General features: G+C 52.5%; 14 protein-coding genes. All 14 read right to left on the minus strand.

Going from position 1 to position 14,909, the window contains the following annotated elements:
- Window positions 1-4: 4 nt before the first annotated feature.
- Genes AC58P5_RS05595 through fliM form a run of 14 tightly spaced genes read right to left on the minus strand, consistent with a single transcriptional unit; the run spans window position 5 to window position 14,880 of the window.
- Window positions 5-466 carry a chemotaxis protein CheW gene (locus tag AC58P5_RS05595; RefSeq protein WP_497385089.1) on the minus strand — a complete coding sequence of 154 codons (462 nt, stop codon included), beginning with the start codon at window positions 464-466 and terminating at the stop codon, window positions 5-7.
- A 22-nt stretch (window positions 467-488) separates the two neighbouring features.
- Window positions 489-2,564, minus strand: a complete 2,076-nt coding sequence (locus tag AC58P5_RS05600) for a chemotaxis protein CheW (RefSeq protein WP_497385090.1) — start codon at window positions 2,562-2,564, stop codon at window positions 489-491.
- A gap of 36 nt (window positions 2,565-2,600) precedes the next feature.
- A complete protein-coding gene (locus tag AC58P5_RS05605; protein ID WP_497385091.1) occupies window positions 2,601-3,767 on the minus strand; it encodes a protein-glutamate methylesterase/protein-glutamine glutaminase in 1,167 nt (388 codons plus the stop codon).
- A gap of 36 nt (window positions 3,768-3,803) precedes the next feature.
- Complete coding sequence (locus AC58P5_RS05610) at window positions 3,804-4,700, minus strand: MinD/ParA family protein (protein ID WP_497385092.1); 897 nt, start codon at window positions 4,698-4,700, stop codon at window positions 3,804-3,806.
- A complete protein-coding gene (flhF, locus tag AC58P5_RS05615; RefSeq protein WP_497385093.1) occupies window positions 4,693-6,507 on the minus strand; it encodes a flagellar biosynthesis GTPase FlhF in 1,815 nt (604 codons plus the stop codon). Before flhF ends, AC58P5_RS05610 begins: the two co-directional genes overlap by 8 nt.
- Window positions 6,504-8,537 (minus strand): flagellar biosynthesis protein FlhA, encoded by a 2,034-nt coding sequence (gene flhA, locus AC58P5_RS05620; protein WP_497385094.1) that lies wholly within the window; start codon window positions 8,535-8,537, stop codon window positions 6,504-6,506. The genes flhF and flhA overlap by 4 nt, the downstream gene beginning before the upstream one ends.
- Window positions 8,538-8,552: 15 nt before the next feature.
- Entirely contained in the window at window positions 8,553-9,650 is a 1,098-nt protein-coding gene (flhB, locus tag AC58P5_RS05625) for a flagellar biosynthesis protein FlhB (RefSeq protein WP_497385095.1), read from the minus strand.
- A 28-nt stretch (window positions 9,651-9,678) separates the two neighbouring features.
- Window positions 9,679-10,476, minus strand: a complete 798-nt coding sequence (fliR, locus tag AC58P5_RS05630; RefSeq protein ID WP_497385096.1) for a flagellar biosynthetic protein FliR — start codon at window positions 10,474-10,476, stop codon at window positions 9,679-9,681.
- A 6-nt stretch (window positions 10,477-10,482) separates the two neighbouring features.
- Window positions 10,483-10,752: a flagellar biosynthesis protein FliQ gene (gene fliQ, locus AC58P5_RS05635; protein ID WP_497385098.1), complete on the minus strand. Its 270-nt coding sequence runs from the start codon at window positions 10,750-10,752 to the stop codon at window positions 10,483-10,485.
- Window positions 10,753-10,777: 25 nt separating this feature from the next.
- Entirely contained in the window at window positions 10,778-11,554 is a 777-nt protein-coding gene (gene fliP / locus AC58P5_RS05640) for a flagellar type III secretion system pore protein FliP (RefSeq protein WP_497385099.1), read from the minus strand.
- A complete protein-coding gene (gene fliO / locus AC58P5_RS05645) occupies window positions 11,541-12,185 on the minus strand; it encodes a flagellar biosynthetic protein FliO (RefSeq protein ID WP_497385100.1) in 645 nt (214 codons plus the stop codon). The genes fliP and fliO overlap by 14 nt, the downstream gene beginning before the upstream one ends.
- Window positions 12,186-12,219: 34 nt before the next feature.
- On the minus strand, window positions 12,220-12,582 hold the full coding sequence (locus tag AC58P5_RS05650) for a response regulator (protein WP_497385101.1): 363 nt from the start codon (window positions 12,580-12,582) through the stop codon (window positions 12,220-12,222).
- 26 nt (window positions 12,583-12,608) lie between these two features.
- The gene (gene fliY / locus AC58P5_RS05655) at window positions 12,609-13,892 is read right to left on the minus strand and encodes a flagellar motor switch phosphatase FliY (RefSeq protein ID WP_497385102.1); all 1,284 of its coding nucleotides are present in this window, start codon (window positions 13,890-13,892) and stop codon (window positions 12,609-12,611) included.
- Window positions 13,882-14,880 carry a flagellar motor switch protein FliM gene (gene fliM / locus AC58P5_RS05660; RefSeq protein WP_497385103.1) on the minus strand — a complete coding sequence of 333 codons (999 nt, stop codon included), beginning with the start codon at window positions 14,878-14,880 and terminating at the stop codon, window positions 13,882-13,884. Before fliM ends, fliY begins: the two co-directional genes overlap by 11 nt.
- Between the last annotated feature and the right edge of the window lie 29 nt (window positions 14,881-14,909).

The following is a 14,909-nucleotide window of genomic DNA, read 5'->3' on the forward strand; positions in this document are numbered from 1 at the left end:
TTGCTTAGGCCTCGATCTTTTCCAATTGAATGATTTCGTCCCTGCTCAAAACCTGTTCCAGGTTCATCAGCACCAGGAGACGGTCTTCTCCGATTTTAGCGATGCCGTGGAGATATTTCGCCTTGATGCCGCCGACAACTTCGGGAGGATTCTCGATATTGTCTTCGTTCAGGTCAATTACGTCGTTAGCGGAATCTACAATAAGCCCTACTTCGAGTTCGTTAACCGCTACGATGATGACACGGGTATTATCCGAATACGGGGTTTCCGGAAGCCCAAAACGGGAACGGAGGTCGATAACCGGCACGACCACGCCTCTGAGGTTAATGACGCCTTTGACGAAAGCAGGCGTTTTCGGAACACGGGTCATAGGCTGCATCCGTTCGATCGTTTTGACCTTATCCACTTCTACTCCGTATTCCTCATGCGCCAGCGCAAATACGATAATTTTTTTATCTTCAGCCATTTGAACGGCCTCCCCTGCCAGATTATTTAATGAGTTCATTCGTATCCAGAATCAATGCGACTTGACCGTCGCCGAGAATGGTCGCTCCCGAAATCGCGAACAGCTTTGTAAAATATTTACCCAATGTTTTCAAAACGATCTCCTGTTGGCCGATAAACTCTTCCACCATGAGTGCGGCCATTTTCTCGCCTTTGCGCACGACCACGACTTCGGTTTCCGTCTCGTCCGCTTCACTGTAGTCGGGAATATCGAGTACGGAACTGAGCGAAACGAGCGGAATCATGCTGCCTCTGAAATCGATCATCCGGTTTCCTTGCACGGAACGGATTTGTGCCTGCTGGATAAGAGCCGTCTCCACGATCGAAGAAAGCGGAATCGCATATTTCTCGCTGCCGATCTTGACCAGCATGGCCGAGATGATCGAGAGCGTAAGCGGAAGCTTGATCGAGAAGATCGAACCGCTGCCCGGATTGGATTCGACATGAATATGCCCCCCGAGCGAGTGGATTTTCGTTTTTACAACATCCAAGCCCACCCCGCGACCGGAAATGTCCGAGATTACGTCGGCAGTACTGAATCCGGATGCGAATAACAGCTGATCGATATCGGAATTGCTCATTTTCTCCGCCATTTCAGGCGCGACGATCCCTTTCTTCACTGCGGTCGCAAGAACTTTCTCACGATTGATGCCGTTACCGTTGTCTTCGATCTCGATGAAGACGTTGTTACCGCTGTGATAAGCGCGGAGATGAACGGTTCCGCTCTCGCTTTTGCCCTTTGCCACACGCTGGGTCACGGTTTCAAGCCCGTGGTCGACCGCGTTGCGAAGCAGATGCACGAGCGGATCGCCGATTTCGTCGATTACCGTGCGATCCAGCTCGGTTTCTGCGCCGGTTATGACGAGATCGACTTTTTTGTCCAGCGATTTGGCGATATCCCGGATCATCCGCGGGAACCGGTTAAAGACCGTATCGACCGGCACCATCCGCAGCTTAAGCACGATATTCTGCAAATCGCCGCTGACCCGGGCCATATGCTCGACCGTCTCCGTCAGCTCATTGCGCTTGATTTCGCTTGCCAGCTGCTCCAGGCGTACCCGGTCGATAAGCAGTTCGCTGAAGAGATTCATCAGGGAATCCAGACGCTCGATATCTACCCGAATGGTACGGGTTCCCACAGGCCCGCCGCCTGCAGCCGCTGCCGGTTTGGCAGCTCCGCCTGTTTCCTTGGCCGGCGCCGGTTTGGCTGCCGGAGCGGGTGCAGCAGCCGCTGCCGCCTGGGCTTCGCCGGCCTTGACCTCCGCCTGGGCCGCGCCGCTTCCCGTCATCTCGTCCAGCGTTTCGCGGTCGAGTACGATGATTTGAACATGCTCGATTTCGGAGACATTCGAAATTTCTTTCTCCAGATCGGCTTTTCCGACGTTAGCTATGTAATATACGGAGAAGGTACGGTCGAATTTCTCCTGCTCGATCTCCTGGACGGAAGGCGTCGCTTTAATGACTTCGCCGGAACGCTCCAGAATTTCGAACACCATGTAGGCACGAACCGCTTTCAGGACGCAGTCTTCCCGAATGGTGACCTCGACATAAAACACCTGCATGTTGGCGTCGATCGATTGCTGGAGAACCGAGAGCTGGAACTGGTCCAGGGCAATAACGCTTTCTTCCCGGCCTTCCGCTCCGGCTCCTCCCCCAACAGTAGGAGCGGATTTGAGATAATCTCCGCTTACGATGGATTTCAACGCGACGACAATGGCCGTAACATCGGCCTTACCCGTTCCGCCCTGAACGATATCCTCGACCATCGAATCCAAAGCGTCCAGACTCTGGAAAAGGCTGTCGAAAATGAACGGATCCATTTTCAGCTTCAGATTCCGGACCAAATCCAGAACGTTTTCCATTTCGTGAGTCAGCGACGCGAGATCTTCGAATCCCATCGTCGCGGACATACCTTTAAGTGTGTGTGCCGAGCGGAAAATATTATGAACGATATCTATGTTGTCGGGACTGTTTTCCAAGCTGAGCATGTTGTCATTAAGAGCCTGCAGATGTTCTTTCGATTCGTCGATGAACATCGATAAATATTGGTTCAACTCCACAGAACTGCACCTCCGTCAATTTAACGAGTACTTTCTTTAGCGGCTGCCGTTTGTATCCGTCACCCGTTCGACAAGCTTCGGAGCAATGTCCCCCAAAGGAAGGACATACATGGCGGCTCCGTTCTCCACCGCGACTCGCGGCATGCCGTAAACGACGCACGTCTCTTCGGATTCGGCAATCGTGGTTGCCGCTCCGTCCTTTCTGAGTTCTCCGATCGTTCTCGCTCCGTCACTGCCCATCCCTGTCATAATAACGGCGTGCCGGGTCAGCTCCTTCAAGGGAAGCAGGGATTGGAAGAGCTTGTCCACGGAAGGACGGTGTCCGGATACCGGCTCGCTTTTGCTCAAAGAAATCCGGTATTTCTTGTCGTCGGCCCTGACGACGGTCATATGCAGTCCGCCGGGAGCGACATAAGCCGTACCGGGTTCGAGCACCTGGGCTTCCTCCGCTTCCACTACCCGAACGGCACATTGGTCGTTAAGGCGCTGGGAGAGCGATTTCGTGAAATTCGGAGGCATATGCTGGACGATAAGAACAGGGGCCGGAAAATCCGCCGGCAGGCCGCTCAGCACCTTCTGCAGCGCTCGGGGTCCCCCGGTCGATGTGCCGATCGCCACAAGATCCTGAAAGCCTCTCGAACTTCCGGCACCGATCCCGCTTGCGGGTTTTCCCGTTTCTTGCGGCTTCGCAGTTGTTCTCCGGGGAGTCTCTGCAGCCGATGGAGGCTTCATGAACGAAGCGGACGACTGAACGAAGCGTTCGGGCTTTTTCACCGGTTCTATCGGCGGCTGCGGCCGCATGCGCGTTTTGACCGCAATCCTCAGCTTCTCATGCAAAAGCTGCTTGACCTTGAATAAATCCAGCGAAATCGAACCGGACGGTTTCCGGATAAAATCAATCGCGCCGAGTTCAAGGGCGCGGATTGTTTCAACCGCGCCCGACATGGTCAGCGAACTCAGCATAATGACGGGAGTCGGAGTGGCGGCCATAATACGTTCGAGCGCTTCCAGTCCGTTCATTTCAGGCATTTCAATATCCATCGTAACCGCGTGCGGTTTTAGCTCTTTTGTCTTGACTACGGCTTCCGTACCGTTCTTTGCGACGGCTATAACACGGAAATTGGGGTCTTCTTCGATCAGATCCGTAATGATCTTCCTCATGAACACCGAATCGTCGACTACCAGAATACGGTACGGCTCCATAGGGTCCCTCCTGAATTGGCTCTAGATGTGAGTAGTTTAGCGGCCGATCAGCCGGCTGAGGAAACCTTTAAATCCGCCGGTTGAATCCGCTTTGGGCTGCTGGCCCAGAAATTGATCGACGAGGACATTCATACTTTTGGCGGCAGGAGAGTTAGGATAAGCAATTGTAAAAGGAGTCTGCTCCTTAACGGCCCGAGATACATACTGATCGTCTTCCACGAATCCCAGTGTCTGGAGTTCGATGGACAGAAAGCGGCGGGCCACCATAGCGATTTTCTCGGCCGTTTCCTTTGCCTCCCGGCTGTGAGCGGCTCGGTTGACCACGAGCTTGAAAGCTACATCGGGATCTTCGCTGCGGACCATTTTAATGAGCGCATACGCATCCGTAATGGACGTGGGCTCCGGCGTCGTAACTACAAGCGTTTCTTGGGCGGCGGCTATAAACCGCTGGGTTTCTTTGGAAAGACCGGCTCCCGTATCGAACAGGATAAAATCGGCCATTCCGCCAAGTTCCTGAATCTGGTCGGTAAAAGAATCCGCTTCGGAATCCGACAATCTGACCAGATCGTAAAGCCCCGAACCCCCTGCGATAAACTGAAGGCCTTTAGGTCCCGTCTGAACGAGTTCTCCGATCGTTTTTTCCCCTTTAATTAAATGAAGCAGGTTGGCTTTGGAGGAAATCCCCATCAGCACGTCAATGTTGGCAAACCCGATATCGGCATCGAAAATGAGCGTCTTGTATCCCCTGGCCTGCAGGCAGAGAGCAAAATTCAAGGTGAAATTCGATTTACCTACCCCACCCTTGCCGCTTGTAACGGTAATAATCCGCGTCTTTCGCTCCGGCTGGCCGGTTAGCGCGGAACCCGGGGACGGCGTATCCTTCTCATGCCTCAGGCGGATCAGATTACGCAGTTCCTGGGCCTGGTCACTCATACGAGTAACCCTCCAGCACCGCGTCGACAATCCGGTTCTCGTCCGCTACCATGATATCGTCGGGTACGTTCTGTCCGTCCGTCACGTAGGAAAGCCGGATCGGAAATTCATCCAGCAAATTCAGCATGGCGCCGTAAGAATACGTCTCATCCATTTTGGTAAAAAGGACTTTATCTACTTTAAACTTGGAAAAGTTAGCGGTAATGGCTTTCATGTCGCTGTACTTCGACGTAAGGCTGAGCACCAAAATCGTTTCGCTCGGCCCCTGGTGCCTGATCAGCGTATTGAGTTCGGATACGTACATTTCGTTGCGGAAATTGCGTCCGGCCGTATCCATGAAGATCACGTCGGCTTCTCTCAAGTTGTGCAGAGCTCTCGTCAGATCGGCCGGAGAAAACACGACTTCCACCGGGACGTCCAAAATATTCGCGTACGTGCGGAGCTGCTCGATCGCGGCAATCCGGTAGGTGTCGGAAGTGATCAGCCCGACCTTGCGGCGCTGCTTCAGCACCTGATCGGCGGCCAGCTTGGCGATCGTCGTCGTCTTGCCGACACCGGTCGGCCCGACGATGTGGACGATCTTGGAGTCCGCCGAGATCGGCTTGCCCTGCGGCGGCGGGAACAGTGCAAGCATCCGCTTGCGGACCGCTTCCGCCGCCTGCCGCGCCCCCGCCTCGTCGGCCGAGGCGGCAAGATCTCTTCTGGCGCTTTCGATCAGCTGCCGGACCAGGTCCGGCTGCACTTCCTGCGCCAGCAGATGCTCCTCCAGCCGCCCCCATACGGGCGGCAGCTGGGGCTGTGCGGATGGCCGGGCAAGGCCGGCCATCATGGTTTTGAGATGCTGGAGCTCTGCCAGCATCAGGTCCTCGCGGGCCGCGCTCTGGGCCGCGGCCGCTTCTGCCGCCGCCTCCGCCCGGGAGGCGGCCAGTGCGGCGCGCAGCGACTCGGCCTGCTCGTCGGCGAAGCCGCCCGTTTGCGGCGCTTCGGCGGCCTGCGCGGCCGGAGCTTCCGCCGGCGGCAAGCCCCGCGGAGCCGCTTGGGGCGGCGGGCTCTGCCGCTGCTCTGCGGCGGCCGGCCGTGCCTGCGCGTAAGCGGCTGCGGCAGCCGCCGGAGGGCGCAGAGGAATCACGGGCAGCGACTCCTCTGCGCCCGGCTGCCCCGCATTTGCCGGCGCTGCGGACCGGGTGTCCGCCGGGCGTCCGGTCGGACGGTCGATGGACGCGGGAGATGGCTGCGGGGATTGCTGAGCTGGTGCAGGACGTTGGTACGCGCCTGCTCCGTTCACGCTCCCGGATACCTCTCCGATGGAGGAAGTCTCTAAAGCCGCCGTGATGGCGTTAGCCTCCCCCGTCTCCTGCTTCTTGAGAAGGCCCGCGCCCGCTTTGTCGACCGTCTCTCGGTTTCCGTAAGTCGGAACCGTTTCATTTTGCAAAGCGGATTGTCTGAGCAGAAGCTCCGCAAACTCTCTTTGCCTCAGCTCCTGCTCTTTATTGTGCCGGGGCTGATCGGCTGCCTTCTCCGCCTCTTCTTCCTGCCGCGCTTTGGCAACGGCCGTTACGGCAGCCGCGGCAGCCGCTTTAGAGGACGGACGGGCTTGAACGCCGCCTTCCGGACCGTTATTACCGGAACCGGATTGGCCTTCCTCGAGAGCTGCAATCACTTCGATGCGTTTTTTTCCGAAGAGTCCCAAGAACCCGCCGGTTTTCACTTCTTTGGTGCTTAAAATAACGGCGTCCTTGCCGAGATCAGTTCTGATTTTATGAAGAGCGTCCGGCATTGAATCGACAATGTAACGTTTCACTCTCACAAGTTGACAACTCCCATGCTTTGAATTTCTACACTCGGTTCAAGTTCACTGTAAGACAAAACCGGAATGTCCTGCATGGTACGCTCCAGAAGCTGGCGTAAATACATACGGATCGTCGGTGAAGCCAGGATAACCGGCTGGTGGCCGGACTGGACCATCTTACTCACCTGCTCACCCAGCTTGTGATAAATGACTTGCGAGGAAGACGGGTCGATAGCCAGATAAGACCCCTGATCCGTCTGCTGCACGGAATCCGCGATTTTTTTCTCCAGTCCCGGTCCTACGGTAATGACGCGGAGCGAATCCTGCGGAGACGAGTACTGCAGCGTGATCTGCCTCGAAAGAGACTGCCGTACATACTCCGTCAAAATATCCGGATCTTTGGAGTAAGGTCCGTAATCCGCCAGCGTTTCCAGGATGGTAACCAAATCGCGTACGGAAATTTTTTCGCGGAGCAGTTTCACAAGCACTTTCTGAACGTCGCCGATGGACAGGACATTGGGAATCAAATCGTCCACGAGAGCCGGATACGCTTCTCTGACGTTGTCGATAAGCGTCTTGGTTTCTTGACGTCCCAGAAGCTCATGGGCGTGTTTCTTGATGATTTCCGTGAGATGCGTAGCGACTACGGAAGGCGGATCCACCACGGTGTATCCGGACAATTCCGCCCGCTCTTTGGTCATCTCATCGATCCACAGGGCCGGCAGTCCGAACGCCGGTTCGGTCGTCTCGATTCCCGTGACGGATTCGTCTTCGAATCCCGGGCTCATGGCCAAGTAGTGGTTAAGCAGCAATTCGCCGCCCGCAACCGTATTGCCTTTAATTTTGATGATATACTCGTTAGGCCGAAGCTGAATGTTATCACGGATCCGGATAACCGGAACCACGATACCGAGTTCCAGCGCACATTGTCTGCGGATCAGAATAATCCGGTCGAGCAAATCTCCGCCCTGCTGGGCATCGGCCAGCGGAATGAGCCCGTAACCGAATTCGAATTCGATCGGATCCACCTGCAGCAAGCTGATTACACTTTCCGGACTCCGTACTTCTTCGATCTGCTGCTCTTCCACCATCTGCTCTTCCTCTACCTGTCTCCGGTTCAAGTTCTGCTGCATCTTCCGTGCCGCGAAAACGAGTAGAACCGCAATAGGAATGGTCGTATACCAATGGATCGGAGTGAAAATTCCCAGAAAAGCAATCGTTCCCGCCACGATATACAACAGCTTCGGATAAGCGGTCAATTGACCGATGATATCGTTACTGAACGTTCCTTCCGAAGAGGCGCGCGTCACGATAATGCCGGAAGCGGTAGAGATCAACAGGGCCGGGATCTGGCTGACCAGTCCGTCACCGATTGTAAGAATCGAATACGTATGTCCGGCTTCTCCGAACGACATGCCTTTCATGGAAATCCCGATGATCAGTCCGCCGATCAGGTTGATCAGCAGGATGATAATCCCGGCAATCGCGTCCCCTTTGACGAATTTACTCGCTCCGTCCATGGCTCCGTAAAAGTCCGCTTCGCGTTCCACTTTTCTGCGGCGATCGCGCGCCTGCTGCTCATTGATCATACCGGCGTTCAAATCGGCGTCGATACTCATCTGCTTACCGGGCATCGCATCCAAAGTAAAGCGGGCAGCTACTTCGGCTACGCGCTCCGAACCTTTCGTGATGACGATAAACTGCACGATAACCAGAATAAGAAACACGATAAACCCGACTACGATATTGCCCGCCGCGACGAAGTTACCGAACGTCTCGACCACGGCTCCCGCTTCGGCATGAGCCAAAATATTTCTGGCCGTCGAAACGTTAAGTGCCAAGCGGAACAAGGTCGTCACAAGCAGCAGGGCCGGGAAAATGGAAAACTGCAACGCTTCCTGCGTATTCATCCCGACCAGAATAATCATCAGGGAGATCGTAATGTTAATAATGAGCAAAAAATCGAGGAGGGCGGTTGGAATCGGCACCACCATCATCAAGATAATCCCGATTACCCCGATCAGTACAACTAAATCTTTTGGTTTCATGTACGGCCCCCCTTTCTACATGTTCTTCACTTTGCCCTTAATTTTGTATACATAAGCCAGCACTTCGGCTACGGCTTGGAACAGATCGCCAGGAATCGACTCTTCCAGATCGACCTGAGCGTAGAGCGCCCGTGCAAGCGGCTTGTTTTCCATAATCATAATGCCGTGTTCCTTGGCGATTTCACGTATTTTCAAAGCCACGTGATCCGTCCCTTTCGCAACCACCTTAGGAGCCTGCATATTGGCCGAATCGTACCGGATGGCAACCGCGAAATGCGTCGGGTTTGTAATAATGACATCCGCCGTTGGAATTTCCTGCATCATCCGCTGCATGGCCATCCGGCGTTGTTTTTCACGAATCTTCCCTTTAATAAGGGGATCGCCTTCCATTTTCTTATATTCGTCTTTGATGTCCTGCTTAGACATCCGTATGCTTTTCTCAAATTCATATTTCTGGTAGAGGTAATCGAACAAGGCAAGCACGACCAGAATTAAAGCGATTTTGATTCCCAACGAAAGCGTCAGTGACCATATATAATGTAGCGAATTTTCCAGCGGTACATGACTGAGGCTGAGAAGCTTCGCTTTCTCGTCCCACAGCGTCATATAAACAACGGTTCCGATCACGCTCATTTTCAGCATGGACTTTAGGAAGTCAACGACCGAGCGCATCGAAAATATTTTTTTGAACCCTTCAATGGGATTCAGTTTGCTTAACTTGATTTTGAGCGGATCGCCTGTAAAAAGAATACCGATCTGAAGGTAGTTTCCCGCCAGCGCAATCACCATCGTTAACATTAAAATGGGAGCAAGCAGGATCAGGAAATGAATTAACAGCCGGTAAAATAACATCCGCACATTCGCCATGGTCACATCCATCAGCAAATCGTGCCTCAGCGTTCCCGAGAACAGGTCTATCAGACGTTCCTTCATAAATCCGCCGATCATGTAAAACGATAAAAATGAAAAAAAGAGGATAAAAGCAGCAGGCAGCTCCATACTTTTTGCCACTTGGCCTTTTTTACGGGCGTCCTGCCTCTTTTTCGGTGTCGCCGGTTCCGTCTTCTCTTGCGAGAATAACTGCAGGTCCAGCTTTAAACGGAGCGGTTCCATACGTATCCTTTCCTTTCCCGTACAGGTGCTACGGTGCTTCCAGCGCTTTGCCGGCCACTATGTTTAGCAGCTTTTGCATCGCTTCGAACATCCGGTCGAACAATTGGTGAAACAAACCGATCAACTCGGGCATAAGCAGGGCGATCAGGAAAAACCCGATGATGATCTTCAGCGGCACCCCGACTACGAAAATGTTGAACTGGGGAGCGACACGCGTCAGTAAACCCAAACCGAGGTCCGTCAAAAACATCGCTGCGACAACAGGAGCCGCCAACTGCATCGACAGAGAGAAAACACTCGAGAAGGTTTTCACCAGAAACTCGGTAATCTGTCCCCCGTAAAGCTGGGCAAACAAATGGTTGGACAGCGGAATCCATTCGTAGCTGTTCATGATACCCTGCAGCATAAAATGATGCCCGTTAAAGCTTAGCAGCAGCAGCATCGCAAGCATATACTTCAGATTCCCCATCAAGGGTACGGTAGTTCCCGACATCGGATCGATCACATTGGCCATCCCGAGTCCGATCTGCATATCGATAAAGGAACCCGCGATTTGTACGGCCGTAAAAAATAGATAGGCGATAAAACCGAGCAGCAGGCCGACGATTATTTCCCGGATGACCAGCAATACATACTGCGTGTCCATCGGAACCAGCTGGGAGGTCCCTTGAGCCGCCGTCACGATCAGAGTCAGAAATAAAGCGAGTCCGATTTTGAACATACTCGGCACATTTCGAGACGAAAACAGCGGTACGACGACAAGGAACGAGGTCATTCGACAAAAAATCAGCATAGCGTTGGGCAAAAGTTGAAACCAAAGCTCCATGGCCGCCTACCCGATATATTGATGAAGATTGTTGAACAGATTAAATGTAAAGTCGACCAGCGTGTTCAAAATCCAGGGTCCGAATATTAAGACAGACAGCAGGACCGCCACGATTTTCGGCACGAATGCCAGCGTCTGCTCCTGAATTTGTGTCGTGGCCTGAAAGATACTGATGAGCAGACCGACCGCCAGGGCAATCACCAGCATCGGGGCGCTGGCTTTCAGCACCGTATAGACCGCTTCGCCGGCCAGCTTTATGATAAATTGCGAACTCATGTTAGGTGACCTCCAGCTTCCGCGTTCATGTACTGTAACTGAGGAGCAGCGATTTAACGACCAGATACCAACCGTCCACCAGAATAAACAGCAGGATTTTGAACGGCAGCGATATCATAACGGGCGGCAGCATCATCATCCCCATAGCCATCAGCGTACTGGCGATAACCATGTCGATAACCAGGAAAGGAATAAAAATCATAAAACCCATTTGAAACGCCGTTTTCAGCTCGCTGATGGCATAAGCCGGAACCAGGGCTGTCAGCGGTGTATCTTCGACTCCTTTGGGAGCCTCCGCTTTCGTGTAATCCAAGAAAAGCTTCAAATCTTTAGGCCGGGTATGATTCCACATGAACTGCTTGATGGGAACGGACGCTTTTTGAAGAGCCTGCGTCTGATTCAATTCCCCTTTCATGTAGGGTTGAACGGCCGTATCGTTGATCTGCCCAAGCGTCGGGGCCATGATAAACAGAGTGAGAAACAGGGCCAGTCCGATCAAAACCTGGTTGGGCGGCATCTGCTGCGTCCCTAGAGACGTGCGCACGAACCCCAGCACAATGACGATTCTCGTAAAGCTGGTCATCAGGATCAGAAACGAAGGCGCAAGACTCAGAACCGTTAACAGCAAAATGACGCTGATCGTGCTTGAGGCCCCGGAAGCTCCGCTTCCCGAATCTACATTGACGCTTATGCCGGGAATCGGATTTTGCGGGTCCGGAGCGGCATAAGCCGTATTCCCTGCCAATCCGATGAACACAAGTAAAGCAAGCAGAATAATAAGGTTTCCTTTATTTTTGCTCATTTGACTTCAACCGATCTTGTTCGTTTTCTTCCTGCAGCCATTCTTCTACGCTTTTATTGCGCTGGGCGACATTCTGCAGTTTATCCTGAAAGACCTGGTGAAAATTCGGCGAAAGCTCTTCTTCTTCCACCACGTTGTTTTCACCCGGCTTCTTGCGTATTTTTTCGAGCCATTTGCCGACTGTAATAAATTCCGTCGCCGCCCGGGTTTGTGCCGTAATTTGCTCTTTCAGCCTTGCCGCCTCGCCGGCATCGGATATTTTCTCGAGAAGCTGGATGTTATCCCCAACTCCGACAATGTACAGTGAATCCCCGATTTCGACGACTTGGATCGACTTGTTTTGGCCGAGTGGAACTCCACCCAGCGACTGCATGGCACGTCCGAAGCGGAATCCGCTTTTTTTCGACAACATCTTCATAATGCCGTAAAAAAGACCGATGATAAGAAGGAGAAAGAAAATCACCTTTCCGATCATCACGATCGAATCGATACTCCCCGTCTCTCCCGTTTCCGAACCGGGCCCGATTTTACCGCCCGGCTCAGGTGCCCCAAAACAAACGGAAGTCCAGAACGGCAGCTGAACGATCAGTCCTGCCGTTGCCAGAAGCAGCTTTCCTGCCTGTTTCTTCAAGCTTCACATTCCTTCCTTATTCAAAAGCTTACGCTTAGCCCATTGTTTTCTTAATGGCTTCGATAACACGGTCCGCTTGGAAAGGTTTCACGATAAAGTCTTTGGCGCCGGCTTGGATCGCATCGATTACCATCGCCTGCTGTCCCATCGCCGAGCACATGATAACCTTGGCATTAGGATCAATTTTTTTGATCTCTTTCAGCGCATTGATTCCATCCATTTCCGGCATGGTGATATCCATTGTTACGAGGTCTGGACGCAGCTCTTTGAATTTTTCTACGGCTTGTATGCCATCGTTTCCTTCGCCGACAACCTCATATCCGTTCTTAGTTAAAATATCGCGAATCATCATTCTCATAAAAGCTGCATCGTCTACGATCAAAATTCTGTTCCCCATGATAAAATAATCCTCCCAAAAGATAGTTATTGTATTTTTTGAATGCGATCCCACTGACTGACGATATCGGTGACGCGAACGCCGAAGTTCTCATCAATAACGACAACTTCTCCCTTGGCGATCAGTTTGTTGTTAACCAGAATATCTACCGGTTCACCGGCCAATTTATCCAGCTCGATGATCGAGCCTTGCGAAAGCTCCAGGATGTCCTTGATTACTTTCTGCGTTCTTCCCAGCTCGACCGTTACTTTCAGAGGGATATCAAGCAGCAGATTCAGGTTCGTATCGTCGGTCTGGTTGTATCCTCCCTGCTGAAGATTGGAGAACTGCACCGGTTGTACGTTTACATTCCTGTTCATTCCTCCGTAATTTCCTCCCTGTGGTGGATGATTCATCGGCTGCTGCGCGTGTGACTGTTGTGCAGGCTGTTGATTCATAGGCATCGGGTTGCCCCCCATCGAAGGATTCGTGTACGGCGCTTCTGCGGGGTTTGTATAAGGCGGCTCCTGAGCCGGCTGTTGATAAGCGTTAGCGTTGGTTTCCGCTTGCACCTGGTCGATAACAGCAGGCGGAACTTCTTCGCTGACTGCGGCCGCCGTTTCTTCGTGAACCTCTTCGGAACCCCCGCCCATCAGGATGTTTACCATTTCTTTGGAGAAATTGACGGGAAGAAGCTGCATGATAGTCGAATCGATAAGGTCCCCGATTGTCAGTCTAAAGGATATCTTTATAAATACGTCTTCGTTCGGCAGTTTTCCTTCTCCATTCGACAGATTCAAAATATCTATTCCCGGAGGAGAGATATTAACGAACCGGTTGAATATCGTAGACATCGAAGTCGCGGACGAGCCCATCATCTGATTCATGGCTTCCTGGACGGCGCTGACGTGAATTTCGGATAGCTCATCGCCCTCCACATGGCCGTCTCCACCCATCATCAGATCCGCAATGACTTGAGCGTCGCGGGTCTTGATCACGAGCAAATTGATACCGTCAAAGCCGTCTACATAATTGACGTGAACGGCGACGTGCGGTTTGGGAAACTCCTTAACCAGCTCTACGCGCGGAATACACGATACTTTAGGTGTCGTAATGTCCACTTTCTTGCCGAGTAGGGTGGATAGCGCGGTTGCTGCGCTTCCGAACGTGATGTTGCCGATCTCTCCCAGAGCATCCTGCTCCAGCGAGGATAAGTAGTCATCGATATTCGAAGAAAGAGAAGAAGATGGATTATCGTCGGAACGCTCATCTACCGCCTGCTTTAACAGCGCGTCTATTTCCTCCTGCGACAAATAATCTTTACTCGTCATGTTCTTCTGCTCCTTCGTTTACAATTTCGCCGATTTGAACGGCCATTTTGCTCTTGGTTGTACCTGCGCTGCCTGTAAATTTAAGCTTCTCACCGACTTTGATGTGTAGTGGCTCGTTTACCGGCTTGTTCAATGTAATGACGTCCCCGGGCTGCAGATTCAGAAACTCGTGAATCGTGATTTGCGATTCTCCCAGCTCCGCAATAATGGGAAGCTTGGCATGAGTCAGCCTGTCCTGCAAAATCTCGACTTCCTCGGGAGCCCGGCTTTTCTTCTGGGACACAAACCAGTGGTGCACAGACAGGCGGGGCATGATCGGCTCGATAACGACATGCGGGATACAAAGGTTGATCATCCCGGTCGTATCGCCGATTTTGGTGCTTAGCGAAATCAGAGCGATGGTTTCATTGGGAGAAACGATCTGCATAAATTGCGGATTCGTTTCCAAAGCCTCAAGCCGTGGAGACAAATCGATGATCGTCTTCCATGCTTCCTGGAGGCTCTCAAACGCCCGGCTGAAAATCCGCTCCATGACGATCGTCTCGATCTCGGTCAAAGCCGCGATTTTCTGCGGAGACACGCCGACACCGCCTAGAAGCCTGTCCAGCATTGCGTACGCCACGTTCGGATGGACTTCCAAAACCATTCTTCCCTCTAATGGCTCCGCTTCAAAAATGTTCAAAATCGTCATTTTAGGAATCGAGCGGATAAACTCGTCATAAGGAAGCTGTTCGACCTGAACGACATTGATCTGGACAAACGTTCTTAGCTGTGCCGAGAAATAAGTCGTCAAGTACCGGGCAAAGTTTTCATGAATCCGCGTCAAGCTCCGGATATGGTCTTTGGAAAAGCGTACGGCCCGTTTGAAATCATACAATCGAACTTTTCGCTGCGTATCTTCTTTCTTAAGTTCTTCTGCGTCCATTTCACCGGAAGAGAGAGCTGCCAGAAGAGCGTCGATTTCATTCTGTGACATAACATCAACCATAAGAGTCACCCCCTTTGTGCGTATCCGAT

The sequence above is a fragment of the Paenibacillus sp. JT31N7 genome (assembly GCF_059692095.1).

What these genes read in the sequence shown, in the direction of transcription:
- AC58P5_RS05595 (WP_497385089.1), bottom strand. Translation starts at nt 466, where the DNA reads ATGGCTGAAGATAAAAAAATTATCGTATTTGCGCTGGCGCATGAGGAA.
- AC58P5_RS05605 (WP_497385091.1), bottom strand. Translation starts at nt 3,767, where the DNA reads ATGGAGCCGTACCGTATTCTGGTAGTCGACGATTCGGTGTTCATGAGG.
- AC58P5_RS05610 (WP_497385092.1), bottom strand. Translation starts at nt 4,700, where the DNA reads ATGAGTGACCAGGCCCAGGAACTGCGTAATCTGATCCGCCTGAGGCAT.
- flhA (WP_497385094.1), bottom strand. Translation starts at nt 8,537, where the DNA reads ATGAAACCAAAAGATTTAGTTGTACTGATCGGGGTAATCGGGATTATC.
- flhB (WP_497385095.1), bottom strand. Translation starts at nt 9,650, where the DNA reads ATGGAACCGCTCCGTTTAAAGCTGGACCTGCAGTTATTCTCGCAAGAG.
- fliR (WP_497385096.1), bottom strand. Translation starts at nt 10,476, where the DNA reads ATGGAGCTTTGGTTTCAACTTTTGCCCAACGCTATGCTGATTTTTTGT.
- fliQ (WP_497385098.1), bottom strand. Translation starts at nt 10,752, where the DNA reads ATGAGTTCGCAATTTATCATAAAGCTGGCCGGCGAAGCGGTCTATACG.
- fliP (WP_497385099.1), bottom strand. Translation starts at nt 11,554, where the DNA reads ATGAGCAAAAATAAAGGAAACCTTATTATTCTGCTTGCTTTACTTGTG.
- AC58P5_RS05650 (WP_497385101.1), bottom strand. Translation starts at nt 12,582, where the DNA reads ATGGGGAACAGAATTTTGATCGTAGACGATGCAGCTTTTATGAGAATG.
- fliY (WP_497385102.1), bottom strand. Translation starts at nt 13,892, where the DNA reads ATGACGAGTAAAGATTATTTGTCGCAGGAGGAAATAGACGCGCTGTTA.
- fliM (WP_497385103.1), bottom strand. Translation starts at nt 14,880, where the DNA reads ATGGTTGATGTTATGTCACAGAATGAAATCGACGCTCTTCTGGCAGCT.